21 protein-coding genes and 1 other RNA gene are annotated in these 20180 nt (G+C 56.9%); 16 read left to right on the plus strand and 6 right to left on the minus strand.

All coding sequences use genetic code 11. From position 1 onward, the window contains the following. Positions 1-43: 43 nt before the first annotated feature. The gene (locus U5A05_RS04455) at positions 44-964 is read right to left on the minus strand and encodes a GlxA family transcriptional regulator (RefSeq protein WP_261742370.1); all 921 of its coding nucleotides are present in this window, start codon (positions 962-964) and stop codon (positions 44-46) included. Positions 965-1208: 244 nt separating this feature from the next. Then, complete coding sequence (locus tag U5A05_RS04460) at positions 1209-2249, minus strand: NADP(H)-dependent aldo-keto reductase (protein ID WP_261740992.1); 1041 nt, start codon at positions 2247-2249, stop codon at positions 1209-1211. A 246-nt stretch (positions 2250-2495) separates the two neighbouring features. Between U5A05_RS04460 and rplM the strand changes: the two genes are divergently transcribed. The 7 genes from rplM (at position 2496) to U5A05_RS04495 (ending at position 7403) form a co-directional block, all read left to right on the plus strand. Beyond that, positions 2496-2924 carry a 50S ribosomal protein L13 gene (gene rplM, locus U5A05_RS04465; RefSeq protein ID WP_048359182.1) on the plus strand — a complete coding sequence of 143 codons (429 nt, stop codon included), beginning with the start codon at positions 2496-2498 and terminating at the stop codon, positions 2922-2924. A gap of 14 nt (positions 2925-2938) precedes the next feature. Then, positions 2939-3331 (plus strand): 30S ribosomal protein S9, encoded by a 393-nt coding sequence (gene rpsI, locus U5A05_RS04470; protein ID WP_003216038.1) that lies wholly within the window; start codon positions 2939-2941, stop codon positions 3329-3331. A gap of 253 nt (positions 3332-3584) precedes the next feature. Then, entirely contained in the window at positions 3585-4184 is a 600-nt protein-coding gene (gene petA, locus U5A05_RS04475) for a ubiquinol-cytochrome c reductase iron-sulfur subunit (protein ID WP_261740993.1), read from the plus strand. After that, a complete protein-coding gene (locus U5A05_RS04480) occupies positions 4184-5395 on the plus strand; it encodes a cytochrome b (RefSeq protein WP_261740994.1) in 1212 nt (403 codons plus the stop codon). Before petA ends, U5A05_RS04480 begins: the two co-directional genes overlap by 1 nt. Further along, positions 5395-6174, plus strand: coding sequence for a cytochrome c1 (locus U5A05_RS04485; protein WP_261740995.1), 780 nt, complete (start codon positions 5395-5397; stop codon positions 6172-6174). The genes U5A05_RS04480 and U5A05_RS04485 overlap by 1 nt, the downstream gene beginning before the upstream one ends. A 186-nt stretch (positions 6175-6360) precedes the next feature. Next, positions 6361-6978 carry a glutathione S-transferase N-terminal domain-containing protein gene (locus U5A05_RS04490; protein ID WP_261740996.1) on the plus strand — a complete coding sequence of 206 codons (618 nt, stop codon included), beginning with the start codon at positions 6361-6363 and terminating at the stop codon, positions 6976-6978. A gap of 17 nt (positions 6979-6995) precedes the next feature. After that, entirely contained in the window at positions 6996-7403 is a 408-nt protein-coding gene (locus U5A05_RS04495; RefSeq protein WP_261740997.1) for a ClpXP protease specificity-enhancing factor, read from the plus strand. A gap of 54 nt (positions 7404-7457) precedes the next feature. On the opposite strand, the gene U5A05_RS04500 is transcribed toward U5A05_RS04495, so the two are convergent. From U5A05_RS04500 to U5A05_RS04515, 4 genes are all read right to left on the minus strand, one after another. Next, on the minus strand, positions 7458-8039 hold the full coding sequence (locus U5A05_RS04500; RefSeq protein WP_261740998.1) for a BON domain-containing protein: 582 nt from the start codon (positions 8037-8039) through the stop codon (positions 7458-7460). Beyond that, positions 8036-8629 (minus strand): phosphoheptose isomerase, encoded by a 594-nt coding sequence (locus U5A05_RS04505; RefSeq protein WP_016779517.1) that lies wholly within the window; start codon positions 8627-8629, stop codon positions 8036-8038. The genes U5A05_RS04500 and U5A05_RS04505 overlap by 4 nt, the downstream gene beginning before the upstream one ends. A gap of 135 nt (positions 8630-8764) precedes the next feature. Continuing rightward, on the minus strand, positions 8765-9130 hold the full coding sequence (locus U5A05_RS04510) for a YraN family protein (RefSeq protein WP_261740999.1): 366 nt from the start codon (positions 9128-9130) through the stop codon (positions 8765-8767). Then, positions 9130-10905, minus strand: coding sequence for a penicillin-binding protein activator (locus tag U5A05_RS04515; RefSeq protein ID WP_321835843.1), 1776 nt, complete (start codon positions 10903-10905; stop codon positions 9130-9132). The genes U5A05_RS04510 and U5A05_RS04515 overlap by 1 nt, the downstream gene beginning before the upstream one ends. Before the next feature lie 235 nt (positions 10906-11140). Here U5A05_RS04515 and rsmI point away from each other — a divergent pair, with 235 nt between their 5' ends. The 9 genes from rsmI to mraY all read left to right on the plus strand — a co-directional run bounded on the left by rsmI (position 11141) and on the right by mraY (position 20178). Next, a complete protein-coding gene (gene rsmI / locus U5A05_RS04520; protein ID WP_261742371.1) occupies positions 11141-11995 on the plus strand; it encodes a 16S rRNA (cytidine(1402)-2'-O)-methyltransferase in 855 nt (284 codons plus the stop codon). 140 nt (positions 11996-12135) lie between these two features. Continuing rightward, positions 12136-12489, plus strand: an RNA gene (gene rnpB, locus U5A05_RS04525) — RNase P RNA component class A. A gap of 355 nt (positions 12490-12844) precedes the next feature. Continuing rightward, positions 12845-13300, plus strand: a complete 456-nt coding sequence (mraZ, locus tag U5A05_RS04530; RefSeq protein WP_019408593.1) for a division/cell wall cluster transcriptional repressor MraZ — start codon at positions 12845-12847, stop codon at positions 13298-13300. Further along, positions 13297-14244 carry a 16S rRNA (cytosine(1402)-N(4))-methyltransferase RsmH gene (rsmH, locus tag U5A05_RS04535; RefSeq protein WP_395246655.1) on the plus strand — a complete coding sequence of 316 codons (948 nt, stop codon included), beginning with the start codon at positions 13297-13299 and terminating at the stop codon, positions 14242-14244. Before mraZ ends, rsmH begins: the two co-directional genes overlap by 4 nt. After that, positions 14241-14534 carry a cell division protein FtsL gene (ftsL, locus tag U5A05_RS04540; protein ID WP_019823808.1) on the plus strand — a complete coding sequence of 98 codons (294 nt, stop codon included), beginning with the start codon at positions 14241-14243 and terminating at the stop codon, positions 14532-14534. The genes rsmH and ftsL overlap by 4 nt, the downstream gene beginning before the upstream one ends. Beyond that, the gene (locus tag U5A05_RS04545) at positions 14531-16273 is read left to right on the plus strand and encodes a peptidoglycan D,D-transpeptidase FtsI family protein (RefSeq protein ID WP_395246656.1); all 1743 of its coding nucleotides are present in this window, start codon (positions 14531-14533) and stop codon (positions 16271-16273) included. The genes ftsL and U5A05_RS04545 overlap by 4 nt, the downstream gene beginning before the upstream one ends. Then, the gene (locus tag U5A05_RS04550; RefSeq protein WP_321835844.1) at positions 16273-17736 is read left to right on the plus strand and encodes a UDP-N-acetylmuramoyl-L-alanyl-D-glutamate--2,6-diaminopimelate ligase; all 1464 of its coding nucleotides are present in this window, start codon (positions 16273-16275) and stop codon (positions 17734-17736) included. The genes U5A05_RS04545 and U5A05_RS04550 overlap by 1 nt, the downstream gene beginning before the upstream one ends. After that, a complete protein-coding gene (locus U5A05_RS04555; RefSeq protein WP_261741002.1) occupies positions 17729-19096 on the plus strand; it encodes a UDP-N-acetylmuramoyl-tripeptide--D-alanyl-D-alanine ligase in 1368 nt (455 codons plus the stop codon). Before U5A05_RS04550 ends, U5A05_RS04555 begins: the two co-directional genes overlap by 8 nt. Continuing rightward, a complete protein-coding gene (mraY, locus tag U5A05_RS04560) occupies positions 19096-20178 on the plus strand; it encodes a phospho-N-acetylmuramoyl-pentapeptide-transferase (protein WP_321835845.1) in 1083 nt (360 codons plus the stop codon). The genes U5A05_RS04555 and mraY overlap by 1 nt, the downstream gene beginning before the upstream one ends. The last annotated feature ends 2 nt before the right edge of the window (positions 20179-20180 follow it).

Genomic DNA, 20180 nt, shown 5'->3' on the forward strand with positions numbered 1-20180 from the left:
CGTTTGGCGTGTAGGTCAACGCTGTAAATTAAACAGACCTGATTTACGCCGCTTGCAGGAACTGTTGACGATATTGGTTCGGTGACAGCTCGGTGTGTTGGCGAAACAGCCGTGCAAAGAAGCTTGCGTCGTCATAGCCCACATCGTAACTGATGGTCTTGATGCTTTTGCGCGAGGCCGAGAGCAGGCCCTTGGCGGTTTCTATGCGCAGGCGTTGCAGGTAGTGCAAGGGTTTGTCACCCGTGGCCATCTGAAAGCGGCGCATGAAATTACGGATGCTCATGCCGTGTTCGCGAGCGACGTCTTCGAAGCGGAATTTGTCGGCGAAGTGGTCTTCGAGCCAATGCTGGATTTGCAGAATGATCACGTCCTGGTGCAGCTTTTGGCCGCCAAAGCCAATGCGTCCAGGGGTGTAGTTACGCTGCACTTCGTAAAGAATGTCGCGGGCCACGGCCTGGGCGATGTTGGCGCCGCAGAAACGCTCGATCAGATAAATGTAGAGGTCGCAGGCTGAGGTCGGACCGCCGGCGCAGTAGAGATTGTCTGCGTCGGTAATGTGTTTGTCCTGGTTGAGTTGCACCAGCGGATAGCGCTTGGCGAACGTGTCGAAAAAGCGCCAGTAGGTGGTGGCTTCTTTGCCGTCGAGCAACCCGGCTTCGGCGAGCCAGAATACGCCGGTGGCCTCTGCGCACAAGACGGCGCCACGAGCATGCTGTTCGCGCAACCACGGCAGAACTTGCGGATAACGCTGGCAGATAGTGCCGAAATCCTCTCCGAAGGCCGGGAGGATGATGATATCGGTGTCCTCCAGGCCGCCATCGACGGGGAGTACAACATCGCTGAAGCTGATCGCGGGTTTGCCGTCAGGGCTGACCAGGCGTGTTTCGAAGGTGGGGGTGAGCCCTCGGCCCAGTTGCTTGCCGTGACGCAGGCTGGCGAGATGAAAGAAGTCCTTGGCATGCATCAGGGTCGAGGCGAATACCCGATCGATGGCCAAAATGCTGACACGCCGCAGGGGCGTGGAGAGTTGAGTAGACATAGACATTTTTGATTATTCTTATAGGTTAAATTGGTCAACTTACGGCTGGATCGTCTTATTTTTTTTCCTGTGTGTCTAGGGGTAAGGGCGGTTGCTTGTGCTTTTGCTTCTGTGGGAACGGGCTGGCTCGCGACTCAGGCCCGCCCCAGCAGGGAGTAAGGCGGTTTGTTTAAGGCGCCGGGTTTGGCTGTTCCTTGTGGATCGCTTCGATGCCGGCGAGCACTTCATCGGACAATTTCAGGCTGAAACTGTCGATATTGCTTTTGAGCTGCGCCATCGTCGTCGCGCCAATAATGTTGCTGGTGACGAACGGTTGTTGCGTGACATAGGCCAAGGCCATTTGCGCCGGGTCCAGGCCATGTTCGCGAGCCAATGCCACATAACGCTCGCTGGCAGCCACGGCTTGCGGGTTTGAATAGCGCGAGAAGCGGCTGTAGAGGCTCAGGCGGCCCTTTGGCGGTTGTGCGCCGCCACTGTATTTGCCTGAGAGCATGCCGAACGCCAGGGGCGAATAGGCGAGCAGGCCGCATTGTTCGCGAATGGCAATTTCCGCCAGGCCGACTTCAAAGCTGCGGTTGAGCAGGTTATAGGGGTTCTGGATCGAAACGGCGCGTGGCCAGCCACGGCTTTCGGCCAGCTGCAAAAACTTCATGGTGGCCCACGGCGTTTCATTTGACAGGCCAATGTGGCGGATTTTGCCGGCCTTGACCTGTTCGTCCAGCGCTTCGAGGGTGTCTTCCAGAGGGGTGAAGTCTTCGTCGGCGTTGTGCTTGTAGCCAAGCTGGCCGAAAAAGTTGGTGCTGCGCTCGGGCCAATGCAGCTGGTAAAGGTCGATCCAGTCGGTTTGCAGGCGTTTGAGGCTAGCGTCCAGGGCTTGCACGATGTGGGTGCGGTTATGCTTGAGGCTGCCGTCACGGATGTAGTCGATACCATTGCCGGGACCAGCGATCTTGCTGGCCAGTACCCAATCGGCACGATCGCCGCGTTCCTTGAACCAGTTACCGATATAACGCTCGGTAGTGGCATAGGTTTCGGCCTTGGGCGGGACCGGGTACATCTCGGCGGTATCGATAAAATTGATGTTGGCGTTTTTTGCGTATTCGATCTGCTCGAAGGCTTCAGCCTGGGTGTTCTGCTCGCCCCAGGTCATGGTCCCGAGGGCGATTGCGCTTACGTCCAGATCGGTTCGGCCCAGCTTGCGATAGTCCATCGGGTGCTCCTTCGGGTAAACAAACATAAAAGCAGGTTGTAATTTTTTGCGCAATCTGGATAATTGCCGTCCTCTTTCTGCGGTGGAAGTGATGCGCCGCCCGCCGAAGAATCTTGCCGTTGAACGGACGCGCTGACCCGAGCCCCCGATAGCGTCTGTATCCGGCTGCCTTTGACTTGTCAAAGTACGCACTATTCAGTAAGATCCGCCGTCTAATTTACAGGGCGGCCCCTGAGGCTATAAAGAATGAAAACTTTTACTGCTAAACCGGAAACAGTTACGCGCGACTGGTTTGTCGTCGACGCTGCTGGCCAGACACTGGGTCGTCTGGCCACCGAAATCGCGAGCCGTCTGCGTGGCAAGCACAAGCCTGAATACACTCCGCACGTTGACACCGGTGACTACATCGTTGTTATCAATGCCGAGCAGATTCGTGTCACTGGTGCTAAAACCACTGACAAAATGTACTACTCTCACTCCGGTTTCCCGGGCGGGATTAAGTCGATCAACTTCGAAAAGCTGATCGCCAAAGCTCCTGAACGCGTGATCGAGACCGCGGTTAAAGGCATGCTGCCTAAAAACCCGCTGGGTCGCGACATGTACCGTAAGCTGAAAGTCTATGCGGGCGCTGTACACCCTCATACTGCTCAGCAGCCCCAAGAACTGAAGTTTTAACGGAATAGTTCATTATGTCGGCGACTCAAAACTACGGCACTGGCCGTCGTAAAACCGCAACTGCACGCGTTTTCCTGCGTCCAGGTACCGGTAACATCTCGATCAACAACCGCACTCTGGAGAATTTCTTCGGTCGCGAAACTGCCCGCATGGTAGTTCGTCAGCCGTTGGAACTGACTGAGACTGTCGAGAAATTCGACATCTACGTCACCGTGATCGGTGGTGGTGTAAGTGGTCAAGCTGGCGCAATCCGCCACGGTATCACTCGTGCACTGATGCAGTATGACGAAACCCTGCGTGGCGCTCTGCGCAAAGCTGGCTTCGTTACTCGCGATGCTCGTGAAGTTGAACGTAAGAAAGTCGGTCTGCGTAAAGCGCGTAAGCGTCCGCAGTACTCGAAGCGTTAATTCGCAGCTTCGTTCAAAAAAGCCCAGTCTCCTTCGGAGCTGGGCTTTTTTTATGGGTGATGATTTCTTGGTGTGACAACTTGCCACATCCAGCAAACGCCTATACTACAAGGCTTGTAGCCGCCCCAGAGCGGTAATTACCTTGTAAGACTAGGGGCTTTTCATTACCATTCTGCAAAATTTTTATAAGTTCAGATGCAAATTTAGTAGATGCCTGATTTAACAGGCCACAAAGCTGATGGGAGAGGACTGAATGAGCAATGACGGCGTAAATGTCGGCCGGCGTCGCTTCCTCGTAGCAGCCACATCCGTGGTGGGTGCTGCAGGAGCGGTGGGGGCGGCGGTCCCGTTCGTGGGGTCGTGGTTTCCCAGTGCCAAGGCAAAAGCCGCGGGCGCACCGGTAAAAGTGAATATTGCAAAGATCGAGCCAGGGCAGCAGATGATTGCTGAGTGGCGTGGTCAGCCTGTATTCATTGTCCGCCGCACCGAGGAAATCCTGGCGAATCTGAAAAAGATTGAAGGGCAGCTAGCTGATCCTGAGTCCTTGAGTTCTGATCAACCTGAAAACTCAAAAAACGAGTGGCGGTCTATCAAGCCAGAAGTTTTGGTGTTGATCGGTATTTGTACTCACCTGGGTTGCTCGCCTACTTTCCGTCCGGAGGTCGCACCTGTCGACCTGGGCAAGGATTGGGTCGGGGGTTATTTCTGCCCTTGTCATGGTTCGCACTATGACCTGGCCGGCCGCGTCTACAAGTCGCAACCTGCGCCGCTGAACCTGCCAGTGCCTCCTTACTACTATGTAGATGGCAGTGACAGCATCATTGTCGTTGGCCTTGAAGGGGAGAGCGCGTAATGAGCAAGTTCATGGATTGGGTAGATGCCCGCTTCCCCGCTACCAAGATGTGGGAAGACCATCTCAGCAAGTATTACGCGCCGAAGAACTTCAACTTCTTCTACTTTTTTGGCTCCCTCGCATTGCTCGTTCTGGTTAACCAGATCGTTACCGGTGTGTGGCTGACCATGAGCTACACGCCGTCGGCAGAAGAAGCTTTTGCTTCTGTCGAATACATCATGCGTGACGTTGAATACGGCTCCATTTTGCGCTATCTGCACTCAACGGGTGCGTCGGCGTTCTTTATTGTCGTGTATCTGCACATGTTCCGTGGCTTGCTCTACGGCTCGTACCAGAAGCCGCGTGAGCTGGTCTGGCTGTTCGGCATGATGATTTATCTGGCGCTCATGGCTGAAGCCTTCATGGGCTACCTGCTGCCTTGGGGTCAAATGTCCTACTGGGGCGCCCAGGTGATCATCTCGCTGTTCGGTGCGATTCCGGTTATCGGTAACGACCTGACCCAGTGGATTCGTGGTGACTACCTGATTTCCGGTATTACCCTGAACCGCTTCTTTGCCTTGCACGTGGTGGCCTTGCCTATCGTGATTCTGGGTCTGGTAGTGCTGCACGTTCTGGCCTTGCACGAAGTCGGGTCCAACAACCCGGACGGCGTGGACATTAAAAAGCATAAAGACGAAAACGGCGTACCGCTGGATGGCATTCCCTTCCACCCGTACTACACCGTGAAAGATATCGTCGGCGTGGTGGTGTTCCTGTTTATCTTCTGCTCGATTGTGTTCTTCTTCCCGGAAATGGGTGGTTACTTCCTGGAAAAACCGAACTTTGAACAGGCTAACGCCTTTAAAACGCCGGAACACATTGCGCCTGTCTGGTACTTCACACCGTTCTACGCGATCTTGCGAGCCATCCCGGACAAGCTGCTTGGCGTCATTGCCATGGGCGCCGCGATTGCCGTTCTGTTCGTGCTGCCTTGGCTTGACCGCAGCCCTGTTAAATCCATGCGCTACAAAGGCTGGATGAGCAAGGTGTGGCTGTGGGTGTTCTGCATCTCGTTCGTGATTCTGGGCGTGCTGGGTGTACTGGCGCCAACCCCGGGCCGTACGCTGCTGTCGCAAGTGTGTACGTTCCTGTACTTCGCTTACTTCATTCTGATGCCGTTCTACACCAGGCTTGAGAAGACCAAACCGGTTCCGGAAAGGGTGACTGGCTGATGAAAAAGCTATTTGCTGTATTGATGCTTGCGGTGATGCCTGTGTTCTCCTTCGCGGCTGAACAGGGTGTGCACCTCGACAAGGTCGACATCGATGTTTCTGACAAGGCTGCCATGCAGGACGGCGCGCGTACGTTCGCCAACTACTGCATGGGCTGTCACAGCGCCAAGTTCCAGCGCTACGAGCGTGTAGCAGACGACCTGGGTATTCCCCATGAAGTCATGCTCGATAACCTGGTGTTCACCGGTGCCAAGATTGGCGACCACATGAACATCGGTATGCAGCCTGCTGACGCCAAGGCCTGGTTCGGTGCTGCACCGCCAGACCTGACGCTGGTAGCTCGTGTGCGCGGTACTGACTGGCTGTACAGCTACCTGCGTTCCTTCTATGAAGACCCGTCCCGCCCTTGGGGTGTGAACAACAAGGTCTTCCCGAACGTAGGTATGCCGAACGTTCTGGCGCCGCTGCAAGGTCGTCAGGTTGTAGGCTGCAAGCAAGTACAGATCGTCGAAGACGGCAAGAAGCAGTATGATCCGCTCACCGGCACACCTTTGACACATGAAGCGTGCGACCAGCTGACAGTGCTGCCAAAAACCGGCGCGCTGACTGAAGAGCAGTTCGATGAGAAGATCAAGAACCTTGTGACCTTCCTGGCCTACTCGGCCAACCCGGTGAAGCTGGAGCATCAGCGCATCGGTACTTACGTGCTGCTCTACCTGGCCTTCTTCTTTGTATTCGCTTATCTGCTCAAGCGCGAATACTGGAAAGATGTGCACTGATATAGTTACACGCATTGCTGTTAATCGTGCGCGCCCGAGGGTGTCTCTGAAAAGGTAACAGTGCAGGACAAGTGGCAAGCGGGGTCCAACGACCTCGTTTGCCCAGGTTCTGCGGTTATCGGAGGCTTCCCTTGGGCGCGTTCGTTTTTCCGCTCCCGATAATTTCAACAAGCGAGGAGGACCGCCATGGGCGTGACCAATCGGTTGGCCTGTTACTCCGACCCCGCCGACCACTATTCCCACCGAGTACGCATTGTGCTCGCAGAGAAAGGTGTCAGCGCCGAGATCATCAGTGTGGAGGCGGGCCGTCAGCCGCCGAAGCTGATCGAAGTGAACCCTTACGGCAGCCTGCCAACCCTGGTCGATCGTGACCTGGCGTTGTGGGAGTCGACTGTGGTGATGGAATATCTGGATGAGCGTTACCCGCATCCGCCGTTATTACCGGTTTATCCGGTGGCGAGGGCCAATAGCCGTCTGCTGATCCATCGCATTCAGCGCGACTGGTGTGGGCTGGTGGATTTGATTCTGGATTCGCGCACCAAAGAGCCTGCCCGTGTTCAAGCGCGCAAAGAGCTGCGTGAGAGCCTGACAGGTGTGTCTGCGTTATTTTCAGATAAACCTTTTTTCCTCAGTACCGAGCTAAGTCTGGTCGACTGCTGCCTATTGCCGATACTCTGGCGTTTGCCCATTCTGGGCATTGAATTGCCGCGGCCAGCCAAGCCGTTGCTCGATTATATGGAGCGCCAGTTTGCGCGTGAGACTTTCCAGGCGAGTTTGTCTGAAGTCGAACGCGACATGCGCTAAGGCTTTAGGAGCCCTCGATGAATTCAAGTCGACCTTATCTGGTGCGTGCGCTGTATGAGTGGATCGTTGATAACGACTGCACTCCGCACATGCTGGTTAACTCTGACTACCCGAAGGTACAAGTGCCTGCGGGTTTTGCCAGTGACGGGCAGATTGTCCTGAATGTTTCGCCAACCGCCGTGCGTCAACTGCACATGGACAACGAAGCAGTGAGCTTTGAAGGGCGTTTTGGTGGTGTGCCACACACGTTGTACGTGCCTATCCCTGCGATCCTGGGCGTTTACGCCCGAGAGAACGGCCAAGGCATGGTGTTTGACCTGGAAGAGCCTCTAGGGGGTGATGACGAGGTTGAGCCGGATGACGATGGGCCGCAACCCGAGCCGCCGCGCCCTACGGGCCGGCCAAGCTTGAAAGTGGTCAAGTAATAAAAAAGGCGACCTGAGAAGGTCGCCTTTTTTGTGTCTGGCAGTTGGGTGCTGTCAGTCGATGTACTCGAACAGTTTGACGATTTTCTGCACCCCGGAAACACCCTGCACCAGACTGGTGGCGCGGGCAGCTTCTTGCTTGGTTACCAGGCCAAGCATGTAGACGATACCGTTTTCGGTGACGATCTTGATCCGTGAGCCGGGAATTGCGTTGTCGGTCAGCATCTGAGTCTTGATCTTGGTGGTCAGCCAGGCGTCGTTGTTACGCGCAAGGATCGACGACGGGGCCATGACTTGCAGCTCGTTATTGACCTTTTTGACCCGCTGAACGGCGGCAGCAGCCTGCTCGGCCTGGGCCTTGAGGTCGGCGCGCGGGGTTTGGCCAGCGAGCAGTACGATGCCGTTGTAGCTGGTGACAACGATATGCGAACCGGTGTCCAGATCCGGGCTGGCCTTGGCCACGTTCACGGCGACCTTGGTTTCGATCAGGGAGTCGTCGATCTTGCTGCCGAAAGTGCGCGTGCCGCGGTCATCTTCAATGGGCTTGTCGCGGGTGGCTGTCAGTACCGAGCTGCAGCCGGCAGTCAGGCCGAGGCATAACGTCAGCGCGACAAGGCTAAGGCGATTAAAAGTCATTCTTCACTCCCGAACAGTTGGCTGTCGATCAGATCGCACAAGCAGTGGATCGCCAGCAGGTGGACTTCTTGAATACGTGCAGTGACATTGGACGGGACGCGAATTTCGACGTCCTCGGGCAGCAGCAGTGAGGCCATGCCGCCGCCATCGCGGCCAGTCATGGCAACGACGATCATTTCACGATCATGCGCGGCTTGAATGGCCTGGATGATGTTTGCCGAGTTGCCGCTGGTGGAAATAGCCAGCAGCACGTCGCCGGGTTGGCCTAGTGCGCGAATCTGTTTGGAGAAGATCTCGTTGAAGCTGTAATCGTTGGCGATCGATGTGATCGTCGAAGTATCTGTGGTCAGCGCAATGGCGGGCAGGCTTGGGCGCTCGCGTTCAAAGCGGTTGAGCAGTTCGGATGAAAAGTGCTGGGCGTCACCTGCTGATCCGCCATTGCCGCACGAAAGCATTTTGCCCTCATTGAGCAGGGCGTTAACCATCACCTGGCTGGCTTGCTCGATATGGGGGGCGAGCACTTCCATGGCCTGCTGCTTGGTGTCGATGCTGGCCTGAAAAAGCTGGCGAATCCGGGATTGCATGTCCATCTATGTGACCTTAAGTAGGGCGGCTGGTCGGGCGTGATCCAGGTGTTCCTGAGTGACTTCCCGGCACAAAAATGTGCAGCCCGCAAAGCAAAGCAAAATCGTTTAAAAAAGGGTGCTGGAATCGGCCTGGCAGCGTTATTGGCTGTCAAAGGCATTCCGTAGCCAGTTCAATTGGGGTGTTGCGCTGTCCATGGTCACCACGTCAAATCGGCATGGGTGATTGGCCCAGCGCGTCTGGCGCTGTAAAAAATACTGAGCGGCAAGTATCAGCTTTTGTCGCTTGCGAGCGTCAATGCTGGCCAGTGCGCCACCCCATTGCGCGTGTTGTCGGTAACGAACTTCGACGAATACTACTGTATCGCCGTCAAGCATGACCAGATCCAGCTCGCCACGCTTGCATGACCAGTTCTGCGCCAACAGGCGCAAACCCTGTTGCTCAAGATGCCGCAACGCCAGGCGTTCGGCATCCTTGCCAGTTTGCTGGCTTGAGCGCTCGGGCATCAGTTAGGAGTATCAGGCAGGCGTTGAGGCTGGCCATTGGTGAACTCGGCCCACGGCAGTTGACGCTCTACACGTTGCGCCGGGCTCATGCTCAGGCTGCCTGACAAACCGTCAATCCGGCTATCGGGCAGGGCTTTCAACTGGCCCAGGCTCGATGTCAGGCGATAGGCGTCGATGCCCATTGCATACAGGCGCCCCAGGCTGCCGCCGGCTTGTGGCCATTGCGCTGTTACTTGCTGGCGTAACGGGTTTGCAGGGTCGAGCAGCCAAGGTGTTTCACAAAAACGGATACCGTTCATGTCGTTGTACTGATTTTGGTCGCCGCTGGCACTGAATACATGGGAGGTCGCGTAAACCGGGATGTCGCCTGCGTACTGGTAGTTCAGGGTCGGTTTGATCTGCTGGGCCTGCTGAGGGGTAGCGGCCAGGAAGATAAATTCCATGTCGTGGCGACGCGAAGGTTCGGCAGCACTGCCACCGGTTTTACGCAGTTGCACCAGGTCAGCGACCTGCTGGGCCAGTGCTACGGGCTTGTCGATATGCTCAACGCCGACGATAGTGCCGCCATGGGCTTCCCATTCCTGGCGGAACGCCTTGAGTACGCGATTGCCCCACTCGCCGACGGGCACCATGGCGCCAGCACGGGTCAGGCCGTCGGCCCGGGCGCGGCGAGCCACTTCGCGGGCTTCATCTTCAGCCGCCAGACCGAACTGGAACAGTTGTGCGGGGGCTTGTGCGCCCTCGCTGTAGTTCAGAGCCAGGGTGGTGATTGGCAGCTGTTGGCGGGTGCTGAGCTGTTTGACCAGTGGTTTTTCCAGCGGTCCCACCACCAGTTGCACGCCATCGGCTTGCGCCTTGCGATAGAACTCATCCAGCGATGTCAGGCGCGAGCTGTCATAGAACTGAATGCTCGGCGGGTTTTGTCCGGCCTGTTGAGCCTGGTAGTGGGCAGCCATAAAACCATCACGCAGTGCTTTGCTGACTGAGGCCAGTTGGCCCTCTTGTGGCAGCAGCAAGGCAATTTTGGTCAGCGGCTGGCTGGCCAGCTCCTTGAGTTTGATCAGCGGTGTTGGCAGTTGGATGGCAGCCGGATGAGCGGGGTTCTGTGCGCGCCATTGATCGATGGCGTTTTGCTGATCCTGCAGGGTACCAGCGCTCTTGACGGCCAATGCCAGGGACATCCATCCACCCAGTACATCGTTGCTCTGCGTGCGCAGTTGATCGACCGGCAAGGCGGCAACCAGTGCCCAAATGGCTTCATTGTTACTGTTGGCGGCATCGCCGGTCAGGCTTGAGCTCATCGCTGCGCGTTCGCGTGCGGCCGCCAGCGTCTGGCCGTCGGCCTCAAGGGCGCGGGCGTGAACGGTGTGCGTGCGTACTTGCAAGTCGGCTGGCAGCTCGCCGAGAACCGACATGCTCGGGTGGCTCAGTGCAGTCAGCGCGGCCTTGGGGTCGTTGCGGCTCATTGCCAGCTCAGCTGTCAGCGTGCTGGCAAATACTTGCTGGGCGGGTTTGAGCTGATCCAGCGGAACCAGGGCCAAAATCTGTGTGGCGCGGGCATTGTTCTGCTGGCGCAGAGCAAGGTCGGCAGCTGACAAGCGCAGCAGCGCGGCCTTTTCCGGATTTGTGCTCTCGGATGCCTGCTGGAGCAGTTGCTCAAGGCTGGCGTCCGGGGTCCGTGGAAGTTCGCCAAGGCTGGACGAGGGCGAGCTGGCGCAAGCCGCCAACAGGGCAGCAAGGCAGAGGGCAGTGAACAGCCGCAGGCAAGCGATCATGTAGTGTTCCTGATACTCGATCAAATGAGTGGAGAAGTGTACCCAAGCGTTGGCCGGGGCGCGATGTTACCGGCAATAAAGCCTGAATTTAGATGAGTTCTGTACGTTGTAACGGTGAAAGTTTACCCGGTTGGCGCTTTGTAGCCTGCAGGGTGGGTGCGTTCATGAGGGCTCTACGCGCTACAATGGCGCCTTTAACTCTTATGAGGTGTGCGTTTTGACTGCTCCAGGTGATTTGAATTCCGTTCTTGGCTCACTTTATGTGGTGGCCACGCCCATCGGTAACCTGGACGACATCAGTGCGCGTGCCCTCAAGGTGCTGCGTGACGTGTCGCTGATTGCGGCCGAAGACACGCGCCACTCCTTGCGCTTGCTGCAACATTTCGGCATTTCCACGCCGCTGGGTGCCTGTCACGAGCACAACGAGCGTGATGAGGGTAGCCGCTTCATTCAGCGTTTGCTGGCGGGTGAAGATGTTGCACTGATCTCCGATGCCGGTACGCCGTTGATCTCCGATCCGGGTTATCACCTCGTGCGTCAGGCGCGCGCTGCCGGGGTCAGGGTTGTGCCTGTGCCGGGTGCCTGCGCCTTGATTGCCGCCCTGTCTGCGGCGGGATTGCCTTCTGATCGCTTTATCTTTGAAGGGTTCTTGCCTGCCAAGGCTGTTGGGCGTCGCTCGCGCCTGGAATTACTGAAAGAAGAACCGCGCACGCTGATTTTTTATGAGGCACCGCACCGTATTCTTGAATGTCTGCAAGATCTTGAGCTGGTATTTGGCCCTGACCGTCCGGCGTTGCTGGCGCGTGAGCTGACCAAAACCTTCGAAACACTCAAGGGGTTGCCGCTGTCCGAGTTGCGCGCATTTGTTGAAGGCGACAGTAATCAGCAGCGCGGTGAGTGTGTTGTGCTGGTTGCAGGCTGGACTGCACCTGAAACGGACGAAGTGGTCAGCAGTGAAGCCATGCGTATTCTCGATCTGTTGCTTAAAGAGATGCCACTCAAGCGTGCGGCGGCACTTGCGGCTGAAATAACGGGTGAGCGCAAAAATGTGCTGTATCAAGTTGCGTTGGAAAAGCAAAAAGTTGAGTAATGACTAGTAGTAAGTGATGGCATTTTGATGTCTTTGTGTGTTTGAACCTGCTGTTAAAGGCTGCGAGTCGGGTAAATGAAGCAGTCTTGCGGCTTTTAACGCTTGTTCTATACGCTCTGTACAGTTAACCTTCGCGCCGGAGAGTCGATTGGACAGTCGCTGCCTTCTATGAAAATTAGAGGGGGGAGGAAAGTCCGGGCTCCATAGGGCGAAGTGCCAGGTAATGCCTGGGAGGCGTGAGCCTACGGAAAGTGCCACAGAAAATAACCGCCTAAGTGCTTCGGCACCGGTAAGGGTGAAAAGGTGCGGTAAGAGCGCACCGCACGACTGGCAACAGTTCGTGGCTAGGTAAACCCCACTTGGAGCAAGACCAAATAGGGTTCCAAGGCGTGGCCCGCGCTGGAACCGGGTAGGTTGCTAAAGATGTCCAGTGATGGCCATCGTAGACGAATGACTGTTCACGACAGAACCCGGCTTACAGATCGACTCTCCACCTTTTTCTCTTCTGCTTGCCATGCAGGCAGATTGCTACACCCGCAATCGCTTAATCCCCTCGCAATCTTTTACAAGAACATTCCCGACGTAATGCCAAAAAGTTCTTACTCTTAACAAACTACTTTAAGTTTGAAGACTAGAGCATTGAATTTGTTGCGCATAGCTCGTCAAAAAACCCTCCCGCTTACTGCTCCACGTCTATTTCCCCTCCTAAATCTCAGTAATGTAAGGGTTTTCCTGTGGGCCGCTCCTTGACGGTGTGGTGGGCGCATTCCTATAGTGTGCATAAGTGGTGGAAAGTGGCATAAAGTGGGTTTTTTAGACGTAAAACGCTAATATTTGGAGAAGCGATCAATGTTTCGCGGAGCCAACGCAATCAGTCTCGATGCCAAGGGCCGTCTCGCAATGCCGAGCCGGTACCGCGACGAGTTGATTTCGCGTAGTTCCGGACAACTGATCGTGACCATAGATGCGGTCGATCCCTGCTTATGTGTGTATCCACTTGATGAGTGGGAACTGATTGAAACCAAGCTGCGGGCGTTGCCTTCGTTGCGTGAAGAAAACCGCCGTTTGCAACGTCTGTTGATTGGTAATGCCGTCGATCTTGAGCTCGATGGCAGTGGTCGTTTTCTGGTGCCGCCGCGTTTGCGTGAATATGCCAAGTTGGATAAGCGCGCGATGTTGGTGGGGCAGTTAAACAAGTTTCAACTGTGGGACGAGGATGCCTGGGAAGCTGTTTCTGCCGCTGACCTTGCAGCCATTCAACAACCGGGCGCCATGCCTGACGAACTGCGTGATTTAATTCTGTGACTATAGATAGCGGCTTCAACCACATCACCGTACTGCTCGACGAAGCCGTAGAGGCTCTCGCCGTACGTCCTGATGGATGCTATCTGGATGGCACCTTCGGTCGCGGCGGACATAGCCGCCTGATTCTCCAGAAGCTTGGTCCCGAGGGGCAACTGCTCGGGTTTGATAAAGATCCACAGGCAATTGCCACCGGGCAAGCGCTAGCGGCCGAAGACGGCCGCTTTGTTATTGTGCAGCGCAGCTTTGCTGAAATGGGATCCGAAATTGCCGATCGCGGTCTGGCCGGCAAAGTAGACGGTATCCTGCTCGATCTGGGCGTGTCTTCGCCGCAGCTTGACGATCCTGAACGCGGCTTCAGCTTTATGAATGACGGCCCGCTGGATATGCGCATGGACCCGGATCGCGGGATCAGCGCTGCCGAGTTCGTCAACAGTGCATCCCAGGAAGAAATTGCCCGCGTATTCAAGGAATATGGCGAAGAACGCTTTTCCGGGCGCATGGCGCGTGCTGTTGTAGAGCGTCGCGATATCAAGCCCTTTGAGCGCACTGGTGACCTTGCTGAAGTCTTGAAAGTGGCCAATCCGGCCTGGGAAAAAGGCAAGCACCCGGCAACCCGCACCTTCCAGGGTTTGCGCATTCACGTAAACAACGAGCTGGGCGACCTTGAAGCAGGCCTTGAGGCTGCATTGGAGTCTCTGGCAATCGGCGGCCGTCTGGTCGTGATCAGCTTCCACTCCCTTGAAGATCGCATCGTCAAATTGTTCATGCGCAAGTTGGTCAAGGGCGAACCTGACAACCTGCCGCGTGGCTTGCCGGTTCAGCACGTCGCGTTTGTGCCGAAAATCAAAATTCATGGCAAGGCCCAGACTGCCTCTGACGCAGAACTCAAAGCCAACCCGCGCTCGCGCAGCGCTGTAATGCGCGTCGCGGAGAAGCTTCGTTGAACAAGCTCTTCGCCAAACCACTTCCCGGCGGAAGTTTTTTCATGCTGCTGCTATTTATTGGCGTGCTGGTTTCGGCTGTGGGCGTTTCTTACAGCGCCCACTGGAACCGCCAACTGCTCAACACCCTGTACGGGGAGTTGAGCGTGCGTGACAAGGCGCAAGCAGAATGGGGCCGTTTGATTCTCGAGCAGAGCACCTGGACGGCCCATAGCCGTATCGAAACACTGGCCAGCGAACAACTGAAAATGCGCATTCCGGGCGCAGCAGAAGTTCGAATGGTGGCGCCATGATCAAACTCGAGGGCGCACTCTATCCGTGGCGTTTTCGTGTGGTGCTGGGATTGCTGGCACTGCTGGTAAGCGCTATCGCGTGCCAAATCGTTTATCTGCAAGTGATCGACCACGACTTCCTCAAGGGCCAGGGCGATGCACGCAGCTTGCGTCATATCCCGATTCCTGCGCACCGTGGCCTGATCACCGACCGCAATGGCGAACCGCTAGCCGTGAGTACGCCGGTGACCACCCTGTGGGCCAATGCCAAGGAAATGCAGGTAGCCAAGGACCGTTGGCCAGCCTTGGCGCACGCGCTTGGGCAAGACCCTAAAGTGCTGACAGCGCGGCTGGAGCAGCAAGCCAACAAAGAATTTATCTACCTGGTCCGGGGCCTGACTCCTGAACAGGGCCAAGTCGTGCTCGACCTCAAAGTGCCGGGCGTTTATGGCATTGAAGAGTTCCGCCGCTTTTACCCTGCGGGTGAAGTGACGGCGCACATGGTCGGCTTTACCGACATCGATGACAAAGGTCGTGAAGGTGTCGAACTGGCCTATGACGAGTGGCTGGCCGGGGTTCCAGGCAAGCGGCAAGTGATCAAGGACCGACGCGGGCGTCTGATCAAAGACGTGCAAGTGACCAAAAACGCCAAGGCAGGGAAGACCTTGGCGTTATCGATTGACCTGCGCCTGCAATACCTGGCCAACCGCGAACTGCGCAACGCGCTGGTCGAGAACGGTGCCAAGGCTGGCAGCCTGGTGATCATGGATGTGAAGACCGGCGAAATTCTGGCCATGGTCAACCAGCCCACCTACAACCCCAACAACCGTCGCAACCTGCAACCGGCGATGATGCGTAACCGCGCCATGATCGACGTGTTTGAGCCGGGCTCCACGGTAAAACCGATTTCGATGAGTGCTGCACTGGAAACCGGGCGCTGGAAGCCGACCGACAAGGTTGAGGTTTATCCGGGCACGTTGCAGTTGGGCAAATACACCATTCGTGACGTATCCCGTACCGAAGGTCCGGTCCTCGACCTGACCGGTATTCTGATCAACTCCAGTAACGTGGGCATGAGCAAGGTAGCCTTCGATATTGGTGGCGAAGCGATCTTCCGCCAAATGGCCAAGATGGGCCTGGGACAAGACACCGGCCTGGGCTTCCCGGGTGAACGTGTCGGCAACCTGCCCAACTACCGCGAGTGGCGCAAGGCAGAAACCGCGACCCTGTCTTACGGCTACGGCGTGTCCGTCACCGCGATCCAGTTGGTTCACGCTTTCTCGGCATTGGCCAACAACGGCAAGCTTGCCCCGTTAACGCTGCTTAAAACCGACAAGCCGCCACAGTCCGTACAGGTCATGCCTGAAAAAGTAGCGAAGACAGTTCAGGGCATGCTCCAGGAAGTTATCGAAAACCCGCGTGGTGTATGGCGTGCCAAGGTTCCGGCGTATCACGTCGGCGGCAAGTCAGGTACGGCGCGTAAAACATCGTCCGGTGGCGTCAAAGGCTACGCGGTGAACTCTTACCGTTCGCTGTTCGCTGGCTTCGGCCCGATGAGCGACCCGCGTTACGCAATCGTTGTGGTTATCGATGAGCCGAGCAAGGCGGGCTACTTCGGTGGTCTGGTCTCCGCTCCGGTATTCAGTAAAGTCATGTCCGGCACTCTGCGTCTGATGAACGTGTCCCCGGATAACCTGCCAACGGCAGCGGAGCAACAAGCAGCGGCAACCGCTGCAGCAGCCAAAGGAGGGCGCGGCTAATGTCCCTGAGTCTGAACAAGATTTTCCCTCACGCCGGTCACGATCTGCTTATTCGTGAGTTGACCCTCGACAGTCGCAACGTGCGCGCAGGTGATTTGTTCCTTGCGGTGCCCGGCGGCAAGCTCGATGGCCGTGAACATATAGCTGATGCTTTGAAGCGCGGCGCTGCTGCGGTGGCCTATGAAGTGGACGGTGCTGATGTACTGCCTATCTCGGCAGTTCCGCTGATTCCGGTAAAAGGCCTGGCGGCCCAGTTGTCGGATATTGCCGGGCGTTTTTATGGCGAGCCAAGCCGTCACCTCAATCTGGTTGGCGTGACCGGCACCAACGGCAAGACCAGCGTCACTCAGCTGGTGGCGCAAGCGCTTGACCTGCTGGGTCAGCACTGCGGCATCGTCGGCACATTGGGCACTGGCTTTTATGGTGCGCTGCAAAGCGGTCGCCATACCACGCCGGACCCAATTGCTGTTCAGGCCATGTTGGCCGACCTGAAAAAGGCCGGGGCCAAGGCGGTTGCCATGGAGGTTTCCTCCCATGGTCTGGATCAGGGCCGGGTCAGTGCATTGGCGTTCGACGTCGCGGTGCTGACCAACCTGTCCCGCGACCACCTGGATTACCACGGCACGATGGAGGCTTACGCCGCCGCCAAAGCCAAGCTGTTTGCCTGGCCGGATTTGCATTGCCGGGTGCTGAATCTGGACGACCAGTTCGGTCGCCAACTGGCCTCTGAAAAGCACGACTCGCGCTTGATCAGCTACAGCCTTGAAGACAGCAGCGCTACGTTGTATTGCCGCGATGCGACTTTCGATGACGACGGCGTGCGCGCCACGGTGGTGACTGCCCAAGGTGAGCACCTTCTGCGTAGCGCCTTGCTCGGACGCTTCAACCTGAGCAACGTGCTGGCCGCTGTTGGCGCCTTGTTGGGGTTGGATTACGCACTGGACGAAATTCTCGCCGTGCTGCCAAGGCTGGAAGGTCCGGTCGGCCGCATGCAGCGTCTGGGCGGCGGCAGCAAACCGCTGGTGGTGGTCGACTATGCCCACACCCCGGACGCGCTGGAAAAAGTATTGCTGGCGCTGCGCCCTCATGCCAAAGGCAAGCTGCTGTGCCTGTTCGGCTGTGGCGGCGACCGTGATCGCGGCAAGCGTCCGTTGATGGCGCAAGTGGTTGAGCGTTTGGCTGACGGGGTTCTGGTCACTGACGACAACCCACGTTCAGAAGCCCCGGCGCAAATTTTTGATGACATCCGTGTTGGCTTTGTTGCGCCGCAGAACGTCACGTTTGTAGCAGGTCGCGGTGATGCCATCGCTCAAATCATTGCCGGTGCCAGCGTCGAAGACGTGATCGTGCTGGCAGGTAAAGGTCACGAGGACTATCAGGAAATCAACGGCGAACGCCACGACTTCTCTGATCTGGTCGAAGCCGAAAAAGCGCTCAATAGCTGGGAGGCGGCTCATGCTTAAGCCTCTGTTGTTGAGTGAAGTTGCCGTTGCCCTGCAGGGGCGTGTGGTTGAGGCGGACTGCCGCTTCAATGGCGTCAGTATCGACAGCCGGGCGATCACCAAGGGGCAGTTGTTTATTGCACTGACCGGTCCGCGCTTTGATGGCCACGATTACCTGAATGAAGTTGCAGCCAAGGGCGCTGTTGCGGCCTTGGTCGAGCGCGAAGTGCCCGAGTCGACGTTGCCACAACTGGTGGTCAAGGATACCCGCGAAGCCCTGGGCCGATTGGGTGCGCTCAATCGTGCCGGTTATGACAAGCCGGTTGCGGCCATTACCGGTTCCAGTGGCAAGACCACCGTCAAGGAAATGCTTGCCTGCATTCTGCGTACCCGTGGCCCGGTACTGGCGACCAAAGGCAATTTGAACAACGATCTGGGCGTGCCGCTGACGCTGCTCGAACTGACATCGGAGCACACGGCTGCGGTAATCGAGTTGGGTGCTTCGCGTGTTGGCGAGATCGCTTATACCGTCGCCATGACCAAGCCGCATGTTGCCGTGCTCAATAATGCTGGCACCGCTCATGTGGGCGAGTTCGGCGGGCCGGAAAAAATCGTCGAGGCCAAGGGCGAGATTATTGAAGGGCTGGATGCTGATGGCATCGCGGTTCTGAATCTGGATGACAAGGCATTCGCCATCTGGAACAACCGGGCTGCCGGGCGCAAGGTGCTCAGCTTCGCACTGGCCAACCCTCAGGCTGACTTTTATGCCAGCGATCTGACCCGCGATGCACGGGGTTGCCCGGGTTTCACATTGCACAGCCCGCTGGGTGCCGAACCGGTTCAACTGAACCTGCTGGGCAACCATAATGTGGCTAATGCATTGGCTGCGGCAGCCGCCGCACATGCCTTGGGTGTCTCGTTGTTTGGCATCAAAACCGGTCTTGAAGCTGTGTTGCCGGTCAAGGGCCGTGCGGTCGCGCAAATGACTGGCACAGGTCTGCGAATTATTGATGACACTTACAACGCAAACCCCACCTCAATGTGTGCTGCCGTTGATATACTCGCCGCCTTTTCCGGCCGCACCGTCCTGGTGCTCGGAGATATTGGCGAACTGGGTGAGTGGGCGGAGCAAGGACATCGTGAAGTAGGCGCTTATGCCGCCGACAAAGTTTCAGCGCTCTATGCGGTGGGACCCATGATGGCTCATGCCGTCACAGCATTTGGACACCAGGCTCGTCACTTCGCCAATCAGGCTGACCTGATCAAGGCGCTTCGCGCTGAGCACGAAACAAACACCACTATTTTGATCAAGGGCTCGCGCAGCGCAGCGATGGAAAACGTCGTTGCGGCTTTGTGCGGTTCCAGCGGGGAGAAACATTAATGCTGCTGCTGCTAGCGGAGTATCTGCAACAGTTCTACAAAGGCTTCGGGGTCTTCCAGTACCTGTCCCTGCGCGGGATTCTCGGGGTACTGACCGCGTTAACCTTGTCGCTGTGCCTGGGGCCGTGGATGATCCGCACCCTGCAAAACCGTCAGATCGGCCAATCGGTACGTAATGACGGCCCGCAATCGCATTTGTCCAAATCCGGCACCCCGACCATGGGTGGTGCACTGATTCTGTCGGCGATCACTATCAGCACGCTGTTGTGGGCTGACTTGAGCAACCGTTATGTGTGGGTCGTGATGATCGTGACCCTGCTGTTCGGCGCCATCGGCTGGGTTGACGACTACCGCAAGGTAATCGAGAAAAACTCCCGTGGTCTTCCGAGCCGCTGGAAGTACTTCTGGCAGTCGGTGTTCGGTCTGGGTGCAGCGATCTTCTTGTACATGACGGCGCCAAGCGCGGTCGAAACCACGCTGATCCTGCCAATCCTCAAAGATGCCAGCATCCCGTTGGGTATCGGCTTTGTGGTACTGACCTACTTCGTGATCGTCGGTTCGAGCAACGCGGTCAACCTGACTGACGGCCTCGATGGCCTGGCGATCATGCCTACCGTAATGGTCGGCGGCGCGCTGGGGATCTTTTGCTATCTGTCGGGTAACGTGAAATTCGCCGACTACCTGCTGATCCCGTATGTGCCGGGCGCAGGTGAGTTGATTGTGTTCTGTGGCGCATTGATAGGCGCCGGTCTCGGGTTCTTGTGGTTCAACACTTACCCGGCACAAGTCTTCATGGGTGATGTCGGCGCACTGGCGCTGGGCGCTGCCCTGGGCACTATCGCGGTGATCGTGCGTCAGGAAGTCGTGCTGTTCATCATGGGCGGTGTGTTCGTGATGGAAACCCTGTCCGTGGTGATCCAGGTAGCGTCTTTCAAGTTGACCGGCAAGCGGGTGTTCCGCATGGCGCCGATTCATCACCACTTTGAACTTAAAGGTTGGCCCGAGCCACGAGTGATCGTCCGTTTCTGGATTATCACCGTGATCCTCGTATTGGTCGGCCTTGCCACGCTGAAGCTGAGGTAGAA

The organism is Pseudomonas kulmbachensis, assembly GCF_963681935.1.
GTDB classification, from domain to species: Bacteria; Pseudomonadota; Gammaproteobacteria; order Pseudomonadales; family Pseudomonadaceae; genus Aquipseudomonas; species Aquipseudomonas kulmbachensis.